This window comes from Rhizobium azibense (genome assembly GCF_004342325.1).
GTDB classification, from domain to species: Bacteria; Pseudomonadota; Alphaproteobacteria; order Rhizobiales; family Rhizobiaceae; genus Rhizobium; species Rhizobium etli_B.
In genome coordinates, this window is the sequence record NZ_SMBJ01000015.1 from 57,755 (window position 1) to 77,089 (window position 19,335).

13 protein-coding genes are annotated in these 19,335 nt (G+C 60.5%); 9 read left to right on the forward strand and 4 right to left on the reverse strand.

What is annotated here, in order from left to right:
- Positions 1 to 23: 23 nt before the first annotated feature.
- The 4 genes from EV130_RS29005 to EV130_RS29020 all read right to left on the reverse strand — a co-directional run bounded on the left by EV130_RS29005 (position 24) and on the right by EV130_RS29020 (position 6,221).
- The gene (locus EV130_RS29005; RefSeq protein ID WP_074062620.1) at positions 24 to 2,702 is read right to left on the reverse strand and encodes a glycosyltransferase; all 2,679 of its coding nucleotides are present in this window, start codon (positions 2,700 to 2,702) and stop codon (positions 24 to 26) included.
- On the reverse strand, positions 2,692 to 4,173 hold the full coding sequence (locus tag EV130_RS29010) for a DUF6212 domain-containing protein (RefSeq protein WP_132662428.1): 1,482 nt from the start codon (positions 4,171 to 4,173) through the stop codon (positions 2,692 to 2,694). Before EV130_RS29010 ends, EV130_RS29005 begins: the two co-directional genes overlap by 11 nt.
- Before the next feature lie 183 nt (positions 4,174 to 4,356).
- On the reverse strand, positions 4,357 to 5,604 hold the full coding sequence (locus EV130_RS29015) for a glycosyltransferase family 4 protein (RefSeq protein WP_132662430.1): 1,248 nt from the start codon (positions 5,602 to 5,604) through the stop codon (positions 4,357 to 4,359).
- A 44-nt stretch (positions 5,605 to 5,648) separates the two neighbouring features.
- Positions 5,649 to 6,221: a MarR family winged helix-turn-helix transcriptional regulator gene (locus tag EV130_RS29020; RefSeq protein WP_132553997.1), complete on the reverse strand. Its 573-nt coding sequence runs from the start codon at positions 6,219 to 6,221 to the stop codon at positions 5,649 to 5,651.
- Between the two features lie 195 nt (positions 6,222 to 6,416).
- Between EV130_RS29020 and EV130_RS29025 the strand changes: the two genes are divergently transcribed.
- From EV130_RS29025 to EV130_RS29065, 9 genes are all read left to right on the forward strand, one after another.
- Positions 6,417 to 8,177, forward strand: coding sequence for a type I secretion system permease/ATPase (locus tag EV130_RS29025; RefSeq protein ID WP_074062622.1), 1,761 nt, complete (start codon positions 6,417 to 6,419; stop codon positions 8,175 to 8,177).
- The gene (locus EV130_RS29030; RefSeq protein ID WP_132662432.1) at positions 8,174 to 9,574 is read left to right on the forward strand and encodes an HlyD family type I secretion periplasmic adaptor subunit; all 1,401 of its coding nucleotides are present in this window, start codon (positions 8,174 to 8,176) and stop codon (positions 9,572 to 9,574) included. The genes EV130_RS29025 and EV130_RS29030 overlap by 4 nt, the downstream gene beginning before the upstream one ends.
- Positions 9,575 to 9,845: 271 nt before the next feature.
- Positions 9,846 to 10,505, forward strand: a complete 660-nt coding sequence (locus tag EV130_RS29035) for a calcium-binding protein (protein WP_132554001.1) — start codon at positions 9,846 to 9,848, stop codon at positions 10,503 to 10,505.
- 64 nt (positions 10,506 to 10,569) lie between these two features.
- Positions 10,570 to 12,819: a glycosyltransferase family 2 protein gene (locus EV130_RS29040; RefSeq protein WP_074062624.1), complete on the forward strand. Its 2,250-nt coding sequence runs from the start codon at positions 10,570 to 10,572 to the stop codon at positions 12,817 to 12,819.
- Positions 12,816 to 13,655, forward strand: coding sequence for a class I SAM-dependent methyltransferase (locus tag EV130_RS29045; protein WP_132554002.1), 840 nt, complete (start codon positions 12,816 to 12,818; stop codon positions 13,653 to 13,655). The genes EV130_RS29040 and EV130_RS29045 overlap by 4 nt, the downstream gene beginning before the upstream one ends.
- Positions 13,652 to 14,914, forward strand: coding sequence for a glycosyltransferase family 4 protein (locus EV130_RS29050; protein ID WP_132662434.1), 1,263 nt, complete (start codon positions 13,652 to 13,654; stop codon positions 14,912 to 14,914). The genes EV130_RS29045 and EV130_RS29050 overlap by 4 nt, the downstream gene beginning before the upstream one ends.
- On the forward strand, positions 14,911 to 15,642 hold the full coding sequence (locus tag EV130_RS29055) for a hypothetical protein (protein ID WP_074062627.1): 732 nt from the start codon (positions 14,911 to 14,913) through the stop codon (positions 15,640 to 15,642). Before EV130_RS29050 ends, EV130_RS29055 begins: the two co-directional genes overlap by 4 nt.
- Before the next feature lie 86 nt (positions 15,643 to 15,728).
- A complete protein-coding gene (locus tag EV130_RS29060) occupies positions 15,729 to 17,897 on the forward strand; it encodes a glycosyltransferase family 2 protein (protein WP_245520139.1) in 2,169 nt (722 codons plus the stop codon).
- Positions 17,894 to 19,213, forward strand: coding sequence for a glycosyltransferase family 4 protein (locus tag EV130_RS29065; protein ID WP_074062629.1), 1,320 nt, complete (start codon positions 17,894 to 17,896; stop codon positions 19,211 to 19,213). Before EV130_RS29060 ends, EV130_RS29065 begins: the two co-directional genes overlap by 4 nt.
- Positions 19,214 to 19,335 lie beyond the last annotated feature (122 nt).

Sequence of the window (19,335 nt, forward strand, 5' to 3'; positions counted from 1 at the left end):
TCTGTTAAGAAGCGGCGCGGCAATCAGCCAATTGCCGCGACCACGGGATTTGCCGCCGCCTGCTCGCGAAAGACCGCAGCGCGGGACAGTGACGAATTCTTCACGGACCGATCGCTCCACGAGATAAAATCCGAGAAAGAGGAAGCCCATGACCGGCGTGCGGCGGTCCTGATGCAACCCTCCATGAGCGGAGCGAGCCTCTCGCGATTGCGGGCAATCTCTTCGATGATCCGCGCCACCTCCCTCACCACCTGAGGATCGGAAGGCGCGTTGATGAGTATGCCGTCCTCGCCATCGGAAATGAGCTCGTCCACCGCACCGACCGCAGTCGCGATGGGCACGCAGCCGAGTTGCTGCGCCTCGGCGATCATCAGCGGCGCGCCTTCCCATCGAGAGGGCATGACGAGAACGTCAGCCCAGCCCAGCGCCTTGATCAGATCCTTGCTCGCGAAGACGGGCGAGCGCACGTCGACGCCCAGGTCCTTCAGCCGTTCGCTCCAGGAGACCCTGGAATCGGCGAGGATTTCTCCTCCGATGGCCCGGGCTTCGAAGTTGACCTTGGAGTCCCGCAGTTCCGCGAGCGCTGCCGCCAGCCGGTCTATACCCTTCTGTTGATCGAACCGGCCCATGTAGAGAAGCCGCAAGCGGTCATCCCTGCGCTCGATCCGCCTGACGGCCAGAACCTCCGCCAGGGTCTTGGGCGGTACCGAGAAGCTCGCTCCGTTCGCAACGGCGAAGATTTTCTCGTGGGGGACGCCGTAGCTGTGCAGATAGATCTTGAGCTGTTCGGAGCAGGTCAGGAAGGCGTCGTAGCAATGCTCGTGGGCAATCGCTGCGAAGGGCTGGCCGGCAGGCCTTTTGAAGGCCGTGCTGTCCACGACGTGGAGATAGCATGCCGTGCGCGTGCCTTCGGAGCGCAGTCGCGCGATGAGGGGATGGACGGCCATCACGTGATTGTTGATGACCAGGTCGAAGCCGGAAAGCTGTCCCTTCAGCGCCTCCCAGTCGACGGAATGCCCCTCGTCGATGAAGTCCTGCCCCAGGAATGAGCCCGACCCTCCCCAGGCTGGAACTCCCGCGTCCCAGAAGTGAATGTAGTCGAAGCTGGAATCGAACTCATCGATGACATCCATCCTTGACGTGCCGAGCACGAAGAGATGGGTTTCGTAACCCGCCACTTTCAATTCCCGGGCGGCCGCATAGACGACCTTTTCGGCTCCTCCGAACGAGGCATTCGGCACGAGAAGCGCCACGGTCCGCTTGCCCTCGCTATGCCCGAGCGGCAGGACTGGTGATCCTCCGACTTCCTTGCGCAGCGCCTTGTAGAGATCAGTGTAGGGCACGAGCCGGGCGGGACGCCAGGTCCACCGCCTCCCGGCCGTCTCGCGCAGTGGGCTCATGGCAATCGCGTTGACGCAGTTGATCATCACCTGCTGAGGCGTGATGAGAGAGCGGCGCGGGAGGCTTCTTGGAAAAGGGAAGTGCACTTTCAGAACGGTCGATGTCGGCCATACCTGCTGGCTTCCGATCGAGGCGAACCAGTCCACAGCATTGTTCTGGACCACCTCCTGGACGAGCCGGATCGAAAGGAAAACGAGATCCGCGGGGCCGAGTTTTTGTCCGCCAGCCCCATGAACGATCGGCTCGATCTTGCGCTGGGCGGCATCGTTGGCGAGTTGGACGAAGACGACGTTGCTGTTCTCGCTCAGGCGCTCAAGATGGGCAAGCACGTTCGGCAGCATGCGCGAACGCCGCAGAAGGTCGAGCGCCGCGCCGCTTCCGGCGACCAGGAAAGGCGGGAAATGTTCATTGTCGGGCTCGCCGATATTGCCCCAGAATGCCGGGATGATGTCGTCGAGGCGAAGCACCGTCGGTGGCTTGGTAGGATCAGTGAAGAAGGAGATCGCCGTATCTTCCGTTCGCGCAAACAGGTAGCGCGGGCACTCCTCGTGCTCGAAATCCACCAGCATCGGGCGCTGGAACAGCGGCCTGTGGCGCTTGCGCAGGAAGCTTACCGACGTGGCGCGGTCTCGATTGGCCTCCTTGAAGCGGCTCTCCGCCCTCAGCCTGTACTCGAAGACCGTGTCATGGCAGGGCGTGCCGACGAAACCATGCTCGATGCAGGACAGCCAGAACTCCCAATCCTCGAAGCCGTTCTGCCTGTCGTCGTTGAAGCGAACGCCTTGCTGAAAAACATCGATCGAGATCATCGATCCGGTATCGCAGATGTTGTCGGTGATGCAGTGGACCAGTCGTGAATAGCGGTTGCCGTAGTGAGCGCGCCAGCTTACCGAAAAAGTGTCGATATTCGTGTAGACCCACCCGCAGCCACTGGAGAGGAGGTGCCGGTAAAGCGTCTCAATGGTGCCGGGAAGGACGCGATTGTCGGCGTCGAGGAAATAGACAGCCTTCGTCTCTGGAAAGCGCTCGAGGACGAAGTTGATGGCGCGATTACGCGCGCCACCCGGACCGGCGTTTTGGCCGAACACGACATGGATGCAAGGATGGGCCGCGGCATAGAGCAACAGTTGATCGAACGTCTCGTGCCGTGGATCGCCGTCGACCGAGACGACAATGACGATCCGGCAGCTGCTAACATTCGAGGCAAATACCGACTCGATCGCCTCCAGGGCAAGTGCCGCGTGACCGTAAAGGGGCATGGCCACGGCGATCAGGTCCGTTGGCTCCCTGTTACTGGACATCGGCGGCCTCCGTAAACTGTTTGACCAACCTGAAGCCGGACACCTTGAGCCAGGAGAAATCGACCGAATCCGTGACTGCGCGGCTGAGAATCATCAGGTCCATCGGGCCGCGTGCCGGCTCGTCCAGCTGGATGTTGATGTTGACGACCTCACTGGAGCTGACTTCACGCCATCCGCTGAAGAATGCGGACGGTTTGGCGGCGCCCTTTCGCGCAAGCTCGGCCACTTCGGAACGCGCATTTGAATTGGCCGGTGCGATCAGGAAGCTGACCGCCGCGGGCTGACCTTCGGGATGATCGATAAAGGCGCTCGCCGAGAAGGATATCGTCCCGGGCTCGACGGCGCGACTGACCGCGCCTGCCGATATGCCGCTCGACAACGGGTGGCAGACAACAGCATGCTCATGCTCGAGGAAGCGCACCGTCTGGAATTCCGGCACGATCGGCGTGACCGAAACGTCCGCGATCTGGCTCAACGTAGAGACCGCCAGGCGATAATCGACAGTGTACTGGCCTTCGAGCAGGCTGCTGGGCGCAATCATGTTGGGTGTTCTGGCGGGCTTTACCCCGGGCAGTCCCGTAAACACTTTGAACGCCAGCGGGCGCAGGTCGAGATCCGGATGCGGGAGTTCCGACCGCGCCGAATAGCGTTCGCCGGCGATCGGATAGCCGAGAGAAAGGCCGATGGTCTCCGGTCCGGTCGCCGAGATCCGCAGCCGAAGCGTGCGTGCAGCCCCTCCGCAGGCCCGGGGCAGCGAGAAGAAATTCCAGTTCGGCACGAGTTGCGCATAGGGTACCGTCCACTCGGCGACTCCTTCGCCGCTCTCGAGGTAGCTCAATACGACGACAAGCTCTCCGGCGGTCCTGGGCACCGAGTGCAGGTGAAGGGCAAACCCTGCCACGCCAAGGCTGGATATTGGCAACAGTTGCTCGACGAAGGCGGCGGCAAGCAATTGCCCGATCCCCTCGTCCTTTGGATCGGCGTAGGGATCATGGGAGAAAACTTCAGAAACCGGCTCCCAGTTTCGCGCCTGGAAAGCATCTTCGAGCGCCCGGTAGTTTTCCAGCAGCGTCTCGCGTTCCCGGCGCAGGATCGCAAGTTCCGAGGTGATTGAGGCGCTGTATCGGGCAAGCCGGCCCACGCCGCCCTCGGTCAGCGCCCGCAGAAGCGGAAAGCTGTCCGACTTGTTGACGGGATCAAGCCGCTGCATGGGAACCGCGGGGACAGTTCCCAGTGGTCCAAGCAGCGCCAGACGCTCCCGCAAATCCGCCTCGCCCTCTTCGGAAAAGGCGACGGCGATCAATGGAAAAGCATTCTCCAATGTCGCTGGGGGATGGCCATCGACATCGAGGTAAACAACCAGATGCTCCATATCGCTCCCTTCGAAGCATGATCGATCCCGGTCCGATGCCGCTATTAGCTTTCTCGTCACCAGTCGTTTCCCAATGCCGGAAGACGTCAATTCTTGCACGCGCGGCCTCTGAAGAATTATCACGGAACAAAAAGCAAAGACGCCGAATATTCAGATATTTATCCAAATCATACCGCGCCATATACAGGGGAGCCTAACAACTAACATTGCAGTGCACAATAATAAAAATCAGCCGCCGCAAAGAAAAATATTTCATATATACTTTAAAAATCAAAGTAATAATCATAAATTCATCTCTGCATTGCGGCGAAGTAACTTTCCAGTCAATTTCTCAAGAAGATATTGTTGGCGATCGAGGCAGTCCATGAGCCGAAAACGCCTCTCCACTGTCCGGCGCGCCGCGGCACGCATCCCAAAATGCCGTTCGGGACTCTTCAGGGCGCCGAGAATGGCCTCAGCGAGTGCGTCCGTATCGAAGAACGGCACCAAAAGGCCGTTCCGGCCGGAGCGTATAACCTCCCGGACGGGCGCTGTGTCCGATCCGATGACCAGGGCGCCGCACGCCATCGCCTCCAACATCGACCACGACAAAACGAACGGATAGGTCAGGTAGATGTGCGCGGCCGAGATCTGGAAAAGCTGGCGCAAAACCGAATGCGGCACCGCGCCGGGAAAGAGGATATTCTCCCGCGGTATATCCAGGGTTTTGAGGAGATGATCCTTCCACGCCCCGCCGCCGGGCGGCGGCACACCATAGCTGATGCCATCCCCTCCGACGAAAACGAACAAAGCATCGGGGCGTTGGCGCACAACCTTGGCGGCAGCCTCCAAGACCTGTGGAAATCCGCGATACGGCTCAAGGTCGCGCGCGACAAAGGTGACAATGGGAGAACGACCGGCGCTGAGCACACGCCCGTCCGAAAGCGTGACCGTAGTTGATGGGTCCGGTCGAAACCGCGCCGTATCGATCCCCTCGTGGCATACCGAAATGCGCCCCCGGGCGTCGGCGGGGTACAGACTTCTCTGCCAATGTGTGGGGCTAATGCCGGCCTCGATGGCCTCAAGGGATAGGAGCTGCGCGATGTTGCGCAGCCGCAGCCTCTTGCGCGTTTCCAGATCGGGCTGATCGTCGGGGGAAAACCCGATGTCCGCCCCTTCCGATCGGTAGAAGAACTCGCAATACCCCAATGCGGGCACCCGCGGCAGCACGTCCTTCAAGAACATCATGCTTCCCCAGCCGATATGGCCGACGACAACGTCGGGTACCAGCCCTTGCCGCGCCATGGCGTCGAGCGTTTCGGCAACGCGATGGCCGATTCGCGCATGGTGATCGGGAGTACCCATGTGTCTCGCCATATGCGGATCTGCACGCGGACCCGATTCTGCTCGATGTCGAACGACGCGAACGGATGGGATCTTCTGGTCTATGGTCTCGGTGATGAGGCTAACCTCATTTCCCGCCTGCGCGAGCTGAGCGGCCAAGGCAGCGAACTGACCGAAACCCCGACGATGAACAAACGCCACGTGCATCGCGTCTAGCCCGCCCCTGCAAGGTGCACGGCATCACTCACCGCTCAGACGCCGTACCGTGAGGCGCTGCCCCAGGCCAGCTCGAGCTGGTGCAGCGTCTGGAAAGCCGTCTCAAGCATCCGCTGGTCCTGGTCGCCACGATTCACCGCACGCTCATAGGCCATCGCCGCGTCGCGCAGATTCGCCCTGAGCTGGCGTCCCTTCTCTGTCAGTTTGATGCGCGCCGACCGCTTGTCGCGCTGGGAGGCAACGCGATCGATGTAGTCGCCATCGCCAAGCTGCTTCAGATAATAGGAAACGTTGGAGCCGACATAATGCCCACGATCCAGAAGCTCGGCGACCGACAGTTCCGAATCGCCGATTGCCAGCAGAATCATCGCCTGCGCCGGCCCGATATCGTCTACACGAAGCTTGGTCAGCTCCGCGCGGATCAGGCCCGAGAAGCGCCGGCTTGCCCGCTCCATGAGGCGAGCGAGCTCGAAATACGTAACCTGCTGGAGGTCCCCAAGCTCGGCACCCTGAGGAAGCCGGGGGTCTGTTTGTACTGTCTGGCTTATTCGAAGACTCGGATCGTCATTCAGTTCCGCCAGCAAACTGAACACATCATTTTCTTTCATTCGACTCTCCGTTTCAAGAAAATACTTCAAAATTTGAAGTAATATTCAAATACGCTCATCACCATCAATCACCATGAGCTTGCACAAGTTCGTCGTTTTGTGCCAGATTGGTCGAAGCAATACTATCCTTAGGCTCAGTTACAACCAAATCTGTCCTCCAACAGATGGATCTAACGTTAACTCGAGGCAAATTTCATGCGTGAGTCAGTTCATAATGAGACAATAAGCAAAGGGAAAACCGGGGGAGGCCAAAAACAGGACAGTCCAAGGTTGCTAGTGATACAAGCAAAGCGTGTATTCTTGTCAGGGTTGCTTTATGCAGCGGCACTAAGCGTGTGTCTGAATCTATTACAACTGACGATGCCTCTGTTCATGCTGCAGGTTCATGACAGGGTACTCAACAGTCAGAGCATGGACACACTTGCAATGCTCACCATCTTGGCCGTCGGCGCCCTTGTGGTGCTCGGTGTTCTGGAATTCATCCGTGCCCTCTCTTTCCAAGCCATCGGAGGCGCGCTCGTGCGCCGGATGAACATGCCTGTCCTGGCGGCCGCCGTTCAGGCTTCTGTGGATCAGGGCCTGTCGCGCGCGACCCAGTCGCTTCGGGACATCGCAGAACTACGAAGCTTCCTGACCTCGTCAGCGGTCAGTGCGCCCCTGGATGCTGCCTGGTCACCGATTTTCCTCGGCGCCCTTTTCCTTTTGCATCCGCTTTTTGGTCTTATCGGAACCGTCTCCGCCGCATTGCTCATTTGCGGCGGCCTGGTCACCGACATGTTGACGCACCAACTCACCAAGGAGGCGAACCAAACAAATATCGAGGCCGTGTCCAGGATTGGCGCTTCGCTGCGACATGCCGAGGCCATCGAGGCGATGGGCATGCTGCCAGCTCTGGCGAATCGTTGGCGCGCCCTTCAACTGCAGGCTCTCAGTGCCTTTGAAACGAGTGGGTGCAGGAGCAAGGCGATGTCGTCCATCACCCGCAGCCTGCGCTATTCCATCCAGATCATGACGCTGGCAGCCGGAGCCTATCTGGTGCTGGAGCAGGAAATCACGCCCGGCGCCATGATGGCATCGAGCATTCTTGTCGGGCGCCTATTGATCCCCTTCGATTCGATCATCGAGAATTGGCGGCAATGGGTGCTGGCGATCGCTGGCTGGCGTCGCCTCGAGGCCCTTCTCAAGGCGGATCTTGCAATCCGCCAAACGATGCCCACGCCGCATTCGTCGGGCGACATCGTGGTCGATAAGCTCGTCTACGCCGCTCCGGGGCTGGATGTGCCCATCATCAAGGGCATTTCTTTCTCCCTCTCTCCGGGCGAAGTTCTGGGCGTGATCGGTCCGTCCGCGGCCGGCAAATCGACACTCGCGCGGCTGCTGGTCGGCATCTTGCGCCCCACGTCCGGCGGCGTCTTCCTCGACGGCAACAATACCTATCTCTGGGAGCGTGGCTCGTTCGGTCAGGTGGTCGGATATCTGCCGCAATCCGTCTCGCTTTTGGAAGGCACCATTCGAGAAAACATTGGGCGAATGGCCGACAGCGATCCCTACAAGGTGCTGGAGGCGGCGCGATTGGCCGACATCCATGAAATGATCGGACGCCTGCCACTCGGTTACGACACACCCGTCGGCGACGGACATCTGACCCTTTCGGGAGGGCAGCGGCAGCGCATAGCGTTGGCGCGCTGCCTCTACAACCAGCCTCGCCTCATCGTGCTCGACGAACCGAACGCAAACCTGGACTCGATCGGCGAGCGGGCCCTTATCCGCGCGATCGAGCGTGCGCGCGACGACGGCGCCATCGTTATCATAATCGCTCACAGGCCAGCCATCATGCAGGTCGCCGACAAGCTGCTCGTGCTCGAAAACGGCCGCATCACACAGTTCGGACCGCGAACGGCCGTGGTGACAACCACGATGCCGGGCGAACCACACCGCGAGGTAGCCGCAATATGACTGAAAAGAGCCCTCTTGCGGTCCGCTCCGATCTATCAGAACGTCGCCTCCAGCGGCATCAGCCGGCATCGCGGGATGTTGGCTACTCGAACTTGGAATTCGACCGGTTTGATAGCCGTTCGCCGCTTCGTCGTCTTGTCGTTGCGGGGCTCGCCACGGTCCTTGTGTCCTTCGGTGGATTTTTTGCCTGGGCCTTTTCGGTCGAGCTCAGCAGCGCGACGGTCGCCAACGGCACGGTCATCGTCGATTCGAAGCGAAAGACTATCAGCCATTTCGAAGGCGGCGTGATGAGTCTACTGCTCGTTCAGGAGGGTGACAAAGTTTCCGCCGGGCAGCCCCTGATCGCGTTGGAGGATACGCGCGCCCGTTCCAGCCTGCAGTCGCTCCAAATCCGACGCATTGGCCTGATCGCAAAACTGGCGCGATTGAAAGCCGAGCAGACTGACATGCCGCAAATCAGCTTTCCACGCGATTTGGATGACAGCCGGGACGATACGGTCGATGACGCCGTCAGGGCGGAGACGATATTTTTCGAAAAGCGGCGCGAGACCAAGGTCGGACGCGTCGAGGTCCAGCAAAAGACCATCGAGGAGCACCTCGAACAAGCAACGTCGCTCGGCATCCAGATCCAGGCGACCGACCAGCAAATCGATCTCATGAAAGAGCACCGGACGGCGACGGAAACGTTGACGAAAAAAGGCGCGGCACCGCGCACGCAACTCATCGAAATCGACTCCAAGCTAAGTGAGCTTGCGAGGGAACGGGGCGAACTCGTCGGCAACAAGGCCCAGGCAGAAAAAGCCGCAGCAGGCGCACAGCTTGCGCTGACCGGGATCGAAAGTGACTTTCAGTCGACGATTGCCGGCGAAATCACCACGGCACGCATCGATCTGGCGGACGTCGAAGAGCAGATCGTCGCTTCGAAGGACGTGCTGCGGCGCCTTGAGATTCGCTCTCCGCAGGATGGCATCATCAGCAACATCTTGCTGCGCACCCCTGGCAGCGCGGTCACGCCCGGCCAGCCGTTGCTCGAGATCGTTCCGGAAAACGAGCCCCTGCTGGTCGAAATGCGCGTCAATCCTCGCGACATCGACAGCATTTCCGTGGGCTCGCATACGCAAGTGCGGCTGACAGCCTATAATCAGCGCTCCCGCCTGCCGATGGAAGGCACCATTACATATGTCGCCGCGGACCAGTCGGTAGATGAAAAGTCAAACAGTGCGTTTTTCGTCGCGCGCGCCAAACTCGATCCGGCATCGCTCAAGGCAAACCCGGATGTCCACCTCTATCCCGGCATGCCCGCGGAGGTGCTGATCATCCACGAGTCACGCCGTGCGATCGACTACCTCACTTCTCCCGTCCTCGAGAGCTTCAATCGCGCGTTCAGGGAAGACTAGATTTCAAGGAAACTGGAATGCTGCATAGCAGAAATTATTTCAAGTTTTGAAGTTATTCCAAAGTAAAATATTTGCATATTACTTTATTATCCCGGACATTATCGAAACAATGTGCCAATAATATTCAATTTGGGAAATATATTTCTCAAGACAGGACATTTTAGATTCAAGATATGTTGCACTTCGGTTTTTTGCAGTGCACATTTCAGGCGCGAAATCGTCGCACCCTGCGCCGAGACGCATGAATATCAAATCCGAAGAGGAGAGGCAGATGGCCACATTGGAAGGCGGAGCATACGACGATGCGCTGTTCGGCTCCCGCTTTAACGACTTCATTCGCGCCCATGGGGGCGCTGATTTCGTGAGCGGCGGCAACGGGCACGACCTCGTGTTCGGTGACGACGGTGACGACCTGCTGTTCGGCGGAAAGGGAAACGATTCCCTGTTCGGCGGCGATGACAGCGACTTGTTGAACGGCGAAAACGGGAACGACAACCTCGTCGGCGGCTGGGGTGATGATCTTCTGTACGGCGACAAGGGCAACGACACCCTGCTCGGCGGCCAGGGAAGCGACCTCCTGTCCGGCGGCAAGGGCGCCGATATACTTTATGGCGGCGATGGTGCTGACATCATGGATGGCGGTGCTGGCAACGACGTCCTGGCAGGCGGTGCTGGCCACGACATCTTCGTCTTCGACGGCGGCGGCGGGAATGACGTCATCCTCGACTTTAACGCTGGCGAGGATCTGCTGCAGATCTCGAAGGGCATCAATGGCCTCGACGTGTCTTCGCCCGAAGACCTGGCCTCGCGTGTCACGCAGGTGGGGGGCAATGTCGTCGTGGATCTCGGCCATGGCGATACGCTCACATTGGTAAATGTCGATGCCGACGACATCCATGCCAATCCCGAGAACTACTTCACCGTTCACTGAATATGATTTCTGTGCGCCCTGCCTCCTCCCGTGGGGCGCGCAACTCCGATCCAGAGGATAGCGTGTGACGTTCGACGAATCGATAGACGCCACTGGCGTTTTCAGAAACGCAAAGATCTTTCGGCTCGGCGCGGAGCTGGCCGTCCTTATCTGGGATCTCCCCCCGTCCCTTCCCGCCACCACAAAGTGCCTGTTGTCCATGGACCAGTCACCGATACCGCTCGTCAGCATGATGCTGCCTCTTGGCAACGGAAGGCAACGAATGTTCTGGGCGATGAGACCGGAAAAGCAGCCGGTGAGTGTCGGCATTTGCACGGAACACGGCAGCACCGCCGAAACCATCGTGATGCATCCGGCGCGCACGCTCGTGCCCCTCGATGTGGAGACACTGTTTGCGGATCTCGCGCCGGATGCCCGCATCAAGTTCGTCAACAACCTGCTGACCGTGTGGCGAAGCGCCTTTCGCATCGCCAGCGACCATCTTTTCAACATGGTGGTCGAAGACGCCCTTCACGCGCTCGTGCCCCAACCGCAGGCCGCCAGCATCGTCTGCCAGATTGCGCGGGGAAGCCATCTGATTGAGACGGCTATCAATCCGGATCTTGGCGACATCACAGCGATCTATGCGATCGGCGCAGCTTCGATTACACGCATGGCCGTAAGACTTGTTCGCGGACGCAACGCAAAAAACGGCATGCAATCGTGCCATTTCATCGCAGAAGTGCCTTCCCCTCCGTTTCTCATCGTCCTCCTGAGCAAGAACGGCGTCGCCATTCGCCAGCTTGCTGACGGCAAGCCTCGCCATCCCAGTCTTCAGAGTTGGTGGGGCAAAAACCTTGAGGCGGTGGAACTGCGCGAAATGATTGTCCGTCGACTCGCCACGTTGCCGGAAAGCGGCGCCGCCACGGCGATCGACCTTCAAGTTTGTGCACCACTGGCGTCAAGTCGGATTGCCAAGTCATCGATGCATCCGTCCGGCGAGGTCGATCTCGCTCTGGCGCTCGACGACGGTCTGCTTGCCGGCGGCTGGTTCCATGCGCCGTCATCCGCGTTCGCCGGCATCGACTACGTCAAGGAGGACGGCACGGCCGTGCCGCTCGACGCCAACAGCTACGAATTTCCGGCATGGGCGCAAGGGAAGGATGAGAAGAGCAAGACCGATGTGACCGGTTTCGTTGCCTGGGTCCCGCTGCCGGAATCCCCCGGGCCGCTCCTGCAACCGCGATTTCAGATGCGCCTTGCCTCGGGAGCGGTCAGGCCGCTGATACCGACGCCACAGCCTTTCGAGCCCGCGACACAACGAAACCATGTCCTGCGCGCCGTGCCGCCACAGCATGCGGTCGACGGTGCCTTCCGCACGATTCTCGCCCCTGCCCTGCAGGATATAGAACGACGATTGGGCAAGACCATAGAGGTCGACAGCACGAAGGACTACAGCTTGCCCAAAAGCCCACCCCTCGTTTCCATTGTCGTGCCCCTCTATCGGGTTCTCGATTTCCTGCGCTTCCAACTGTCGGGGATGGCCACGGATCCATGGCTCGCAGCCAACGCGGAGGTCATCTATGTCCTCGATTCACCGGAAATCCAGGATCAGACGGAGCACCTGCTGGGCGGCCTGCACCTCCTGCACGGGCTGCCGATGAAGTTGGTCGTTATGAATCGCAACGGCGGCTATGCGCGTGCTTGCAATGCCGGCGCGCGTTTTGCACGCGGCGCCATACTGGTCATGCTCAATTCAGATGTCGTGCCTTGCGCGCCAGGCTGGCTTCAGGTGTTGTCGCGAGCGCTTTTGAAAAGCAACGAGCTGGGTGCCGTCGGCCCGAAACTGATCTACGAAGACGGATCGCTGCAGCACGCTGGACTGTACTTCGGCCGCGACCAGCGCGGGATCTGGCTGAACCACCATTTCCACAAGGGCATGCCTGGCGACTACGTGCCTGCGCAACAAGCCCGCGACGTCCCTGGGGTTACCGGCGCTTGCCTTGTGACCCGCAGAGACACCTACGAGCGCGTTGGCGGGTACACCGAGGACTACGTGATCGGCGACTACGAGGACAGCGACCTGTGCCTCAAGATCCGTCGCGTCGGGCTCCAGATTGCCTATGAGCCGGCAGCGTGCCTGTATCATTTCGAGCGTCGCTCGATCCGCCGCAGCCAGGACTACATGCGCGGCGTTGCAAGCCAATACAATTCATGGCTGCACACGCAGCGCTGGGAGGAGGATATCGCCGAACTGATGGCGAACCTGTTCGATAGGGACCACGATCGACCCGCCGCGGCGGGCATGAGAATCCGGAAGAGGAACGCAGCGTGACTCATGCGGCACTCCTGCACCCCACCAAGCCGGCCCGGCTAATCGATGAAGACCGTGTTCGCTGGCTAATCGAATCTGTTCGGGGCAATCGTTTTCTTCCGCAACCGGAATCCACCAACGTCTTCGTGGGAGACGGGGATTTTCGCGCGATAGGAGCGGAGTTTCTCGGTTATTTCATTCGCATCGGCGGCCTGCGCCAAGACAGCCGCGTTCTCGACATCGGGTGCGGCATCGGCCGGATGGCCGTGCCGCTTACCCAATATCTCGATCCGAAAACGAGCCGCTACGATGGTGTCGATCCAGTCGAGAGCGGTATTGGCTGGTGCCAGCGAACGATTGCGCCTGCCTACCCCAATTTCGCCTTCCGGCAACTGGACATCGCTCACGAGCTGTACAATCCGAACGGCAAGATCAGCGGGATGGCCTTGACGCTTCCTTTTCCGGATCGCCATTTCGACTTCGTCATCATGACGTCCGTGGTCACTCATCTGCCGCCCGCGGAGGTCCTTGTCTACCTCGCCGAGATCCGCAGGATCCTGTCACCCGGCGGGCGCCTGTTCATGACCGCCTTCGTGGTCGACCGGATCGCGGCGGCAAACGAACACGGGCGGCGCGATCCGCGTCTCCCCTTCCGCCGCTATGGCGAAAGCCCATGCTGGTTCGTACCCAACCAGCCACCGCTTGCCGCGGTCGGTTTCGAAGACGGCTTTCTGGACAAGGCGCTCGAACGGGCCGGCCTTTCCGTCGCTTTGAAATCGCTTGGCCATTGGCGCGGCACCAACGCGGGCCACCATCAGGACTTCATCGTGGCGAAGCGCCGGGGAAATGGTCGATGAGCAAGCGTATTCTGGTGGCAGCCCACAACCATCCGTCCCTTCACCCGGGTGGAACGGAGATATTTGCTCACGACCTGTTCCGCGCCTACCAGCGCGAGGGGCACGAAGCCCTGTTTCTCGGCGCCACGAACCAAATTCACCGCGAAGCCAGACCGGGCACGAGCTTTCAGAGCATCGGCTCGGCGGGAGATGAGGTCCTGCTGTGGTCCGGACACTTCGATCGCTTCTTCATGAGTCAGATCGACCTTTATGGTGTTGTGCCGGACATAGCGGAGTTGCTGCGCGATTTCCGGCCAGATGTGGTTCACCTCCATCACCTGCTGCTGCTTGGCGCCGAGTTCCCTCATATCGTCCGCCGCACCTTACCCCACTGCCAGATCGTCATGACGCTCCATGACTACTATCCCATTTGCCACCACGAGGGCCTGATGGTACGCACCGGCAGCAAGGAGCTTTGTCACCAAGCAAGCCCGGACCGCTGCCATGGCTGTTTCAAGGACATTCCGCTCGATCGCTTTGCCTTGCGCGAACGCCACCTCAAGGCCCTGCTGAGCACGGTTGACCACTTCGTCTCGCCAAGCGCTTTTTTACGGGAACGCTTCGTGCTCTGGGGACTGGACGAAGGTGCGATTAGCGTCATTCCCAATGGTATCCCCACCCGAAATGCCGGCGCGCGAAGGGAGCTGCTCCAGGGCGGAAGACCGGTCTTCGGATATTTCGGAAATCTCAACCCCTGGAAGGGGGTGACCGTATTGCTCGACGCGGCGCGCCAGCTTCTGGCCGATGGCCTTGATTTCGAACTCCGCATCCATGGCGGAGCGCCTTTCCAGAGCGAGGCCTTCGTCGATGAGATCAATCGGCGCTTTGCCGAAACGTCAGAATCGGTGCAGTCCAGGGGCCCCTATCGACGCGAAGATATTGGCGATCTGGTGGCCGCGGTCGATTGCACCATAGTTCCTTCCGTCTGGTGGGAGAACGCGCCGCTTGTCATTCAGGAAGCCCAGGCTCAAGGCCGTCCGGTCATCGCCAGCAATATCGGAGGAATGGCTGAGATGATCGAGCATGGCGTCAACGGCCTGACTGTTCCACCCAACGATGCCCGAGCGCTCGCCGCGGCGATGCGGAACATAGTGGAAGAGCCGAACCTGCTGCACCGGCTCTCCGAAAACGCTCGCAAGCCCGACGACATCGACACGACCGCCCGCCGCTACCTCAAGTGGATGGAGACGGCACAGGCTCAGGCATTGGAGAGCTTATGACCAGTCCCGCTGAACGACCGGATGCCGCATCCGAACAGGACAACGCCAAGCCGATGAACGGCCGGGTGGATGCCGTTGACATGGGCCGGATCTTCGGCTGGGCATTCGACCCGATGGCGCCGGATCAACGGCTGACCATTCGTGTCCTCCTCGATGGCAAGGTGATTGCCGAGGCTGTTGCCGACCGCAATCGCCCCGACTTGCGTCGCAACGGTATCGGCGACGGCAAACACGCATTTGAGATCGCGCTGCCCGATCCCGTCCATTCTCGGGCGAACGATATTGTCGTCATGGCGCGGAATGGAAGCGGTTCCGAGCAGGCCCTGCGCGTTCCCCAGCCAGACGAGCAGGCGGCCGAGGCTCTTATCGCCGCACCGCTGGCGAAAGTGCTCGATAAGCTCGATTTGCTGATGGCGGCGCAGCGGCAGTTGCAGGTCTCACAGCGCTCGCTGCAGCGCGCACCGGAAATCGACGCCGACAAGACCGAGACCGCCGGGCCCACCGATGTCAGCAAGGCCGTCGAAAGCCTCAAGGTGGATATGAGCCAACGGCTGAATGATTTCGACGTCCACCTGATGCGGCTGGATGGAGTTGTGGCAGGAATGGAGAAGAACCTGAATGCGTTGCGGAAGCGTGCGAACGGCGAAATAAAGCCCCTGCTGCTGCTGCTGTTCGTTCTCGTGGGATTTGCCGCGGGCGCCAGCCTTACGCTGGTTGCCAGAATCTGATCCAGGGAGGGTAAAGCGTGCTGGTGAGAGAACAATCCCCCGCTGTCATTAGTCCCTCGGCAGGCGGGCATGGGGCGAGCAGGGCAATGCGTTTTGGAAGGGTTATCGGTTGCCGCGTCGACGAGACAACCTGGCTGATCATCGGCCTCGGCCGTGTCACGGCCGGCGACGTGGTGGTCGGCCTCGGTGAGGATCAAGCAGTCACGTCAAGCTTGTTTGTCTCGGAATGGCGATTGGCCGCATCCTCACCGCGGGCCAAGCACGGCTTCGCGGCGCTCCTTCCGGATGTGGGGACGGACCTGGCCATGACCACGATCCGGTTCGGAGAGGAGGAGACGGGCGCACGCTACGTCTTTGCGCCCCGACTTGCCTCCCCGGAGGAAGCAGCCGCGCTTGTGGTCGAGTCCGCGGGATCTCAGTCAGCCGCGGTCGTCGACCAGCTCGTGGACGCTCTGATGGTCGGCAATGTCACCCGCCGCAAACTTCTGACCATAGCGGCGCTTTTGCAGTCGGCCCACGCCAGCGATGGGTTTATCGAGTTGATTGGTGAGAGCCATGATGGCGCGACATTCCTGCAGGGCTGGAGCCGCGCCATGGCGCCGGGGCCTTGCCGGGTATCCGTGGTCGGCAACGTAACACCGGTGGTCGCGGAGTGCGGTATCGCCATCTTTCCTCGCCCGGACGCTCCCGATGGCGCCTCTGGTTTTGTCGGCCTACTCGAGTCCAGCCAGGCTGCCCGCGGCCTCGACATCGAAGGTCTGGTCTTTCGGGGGCGCGCCGGTTGGAGGTATGTTGCGGTCCACCCTCGAAAGCGCATCGCCGGCCCTCTGGAAACGCCCGAACATATCAGGTCGATTCTGCTGCGGACCCATGGCGCGCCGGACGTGCTCCTGTCCCTGCGAGCAGCCGCCAACAGTTTTGAGGGCAAAGAAACCGTCTCCAGCCTGCCGTATCCCGTCCGGATGGGTATAGACAGCACATTTGAGGCCGATGGAGGAAACCTTCTCGTCTCCGGCTGGCTTTATGACCCCGACGGCCACGTCGCAACGGTAAGACTGCGTCGAGGAGATGCCGCCGCTGGCCTCGACGAACGCTGGGCGCGCTTCGATCGCCCCGATGTCACGGACAGTTTCAACGACCAGCAGCACTTCACGCCGAGCTTTCGGAGCGAACAGAGCGCGCATGGCTTCATCGCCCACGCCCGATTGCCGAATGAAGATCCTGGTGCGCCCCTCTACTTCGAACTAACCCTGCACGATTCGCGCCGTGCGTTTCTGCCAGTGAAACCAACGCGGGTTTCTGCGCGCTTGGCGGCATTGCGCCAGATCGGCTCCATCGATCCGGCAAACTGTGCGCTGCCGGCGATAGTCGATTCACAAATTGTCCCGTTCCTCGGACAATCCGGAAGGTTTACGCCGGTTATCGAGACAACCCTCGATGCCGGCTCCTTCGATGAGGAAAACAGCCCGCCAATCGTCATCGGCGCCGGGGAGGGCGAGGAGGACATTTCCCCGCTGCTGGCCTTGCTTGCGCTCGATCCGGAGACGCGGCACACGCCGATCGTGATCGCAATGCCCGCGGAGCGGTTTCGCAGGCAGGCTGCTCGCCTCAGGGAACTCGCGCGGTTCTATAGCCTTTCGGCCAGACTGGTATCGGTGAAGGGAACAGGCGACGTCCACGACATGCTGGAAGCCGGCACGCAAGCACTCTCCTGTGAAACGGTCGTGTCGCTCTCCGCTTCACTGATCCCGCGCGGGAAAGGCTGGTATGGCAAGCTCTTGGCCACGGCCGCGACGCTCAAAGGAAGCATTGTCTCGCCCGTCCTGGTTTACGAGGACCATTCCATTCGCTGGGCCGGAAGCTGGATCGATGACGGCAACTGCGACGAACCGGTCGTGGGCCGCTTTGCTGGATATCCTCTCAAAGCGGTTGCCGAGATGAAGCTGACCCGTATCGCGGCGGCCTCGCTCGAGTGCTGCGTCATGCCTCGCGATGCCCTGTTGCGCGCCGGCGGCTTTTCCGGCGGCTATCTGGGCGCGCAGGAAAAGGGTCTGGATCTCGGCCTCCGTCTCAGCCGCTCCGGGTTTGACTCCTACTTGCTGCCATCGGTGCAGATGTGGGGCTGCGACGACGCAGGCAACGGTGATAGTCCAGCGATGGCGGCTCTGGTGGAAGAGATCGATCGAAAGATCTTCAAGAGCCAATGGTTGCCTATCCTCACCGTTGAAAAGCAACCCGAAAGGAGGCCCGCATGAGCGAGCAGCTTCGCGTCCTTGTCGTCTCGCATGCGCATCCGACGGTTTCGCTCGGTGGGGCGGAAATCGCCTCTTACAACCTGCATCGCGGCCTGAACGCATTGCCGAACGTGCAATCGGTTTACCTGGCCCGGGTCGGCCATCCGGTCCCGCGACATGCCTCGTCCGCGCTGATGAGCCTTCGCCTTGCCGAGGATGAGTTGCTGTTCCACGCGGACGACTACGACCATTTCTTTTTGTCCAATGGCGATACCCAGGCAATCAGCCGAGACCTGTTGCGTTTCGCACGCGATCTCAGGCCCCATGTCGTGCATTTCCATCACGTTCTGGGCATTGGCCTTGAAGCCCTCTATGCCCTTAGAGAAGCATTCCCGCACACGGCGATACTCGTCACGTTCCACGAGTACCTTTCGATCTGCCACAATCACGGGCAGATGGTAAGACGGCCTTCCGGTCAGCTCTGCGAAACAGCATCCCCCGTCGCCTGCCACGGCTGCTTTCCCGACATCCCCGTCTCACGCTTCCTGAAGCGAGAGCTGTTTGCGCGCGGGATGCTTGGCCTTGCCGACGCTTTCGTCTCCCCCAGCCGGTTTCTGGCGGAGCGCTACGTCGCATGGGGGATCGAAAAGGACAAGCTCAGCGTGATCGAGAACGGCATCACCGTAGAAACAGCTGCGCCCGCGCGAGAAGCCCAAGGTACAAGCCCGCGCCGCAACCGCTTTGCCTATTTCGGACAAATGACGCCGTTCAAGGGGGCCGACCTCCTGATCGACGCCGTTTCGCGCATCCCGAAGGAGATATGGGGCGAAGATTCCTGCCTGATGATCTTCGGCGGCAACCTCGAGCGACAGCCGATCGAATTCCAGGAGCGGATGAAGAAGCTCATCGCCGACGCAGGCCACCGCGTCCGTTTCTACGGCGCTTACCAGAACGCGGACCTGCCGCGTCTCATGCGTTCGGTCGACTGGGTGGTTATGCCGTCCGTCTGGTGGGAAAACTCGCCCATCGTGATCCAGGAGGCCCTGCTCCACCGTAGGCCGATGATCTGCTCCGACATCGGGGGGATGGCCGAGAAGGTGCGTGACGGAAAAGACGGCCTGCACTTTCGCGCAGGCAGCAGCCAGGACCTCGCGGACCGCATCGTCGAAGTCTTGGATGATAGTCAAATCTGGGAGCGGCTGCGCGTTTCCATGCGACAGCCCGCCGACCGCCTCGCCTGCGCGCAAGAACACGTCAAACTCTATCGCGCGCTGTTGCGGCGGAAGCTGGATGCGGCGATGACCGAGAGCCCCCCGCTTCTCGCGCACTCGCTTTAACGAGGCTGGCCCTGTGAAGCGCTGAAAGCGCTTCGACGAAGAGAGGTTCGATCAACCGAACTCTTGAGAAGCCGTTCGCAAGATCGCACGGAAGGCTCCCTACATGCACACGAAAGTCCGCA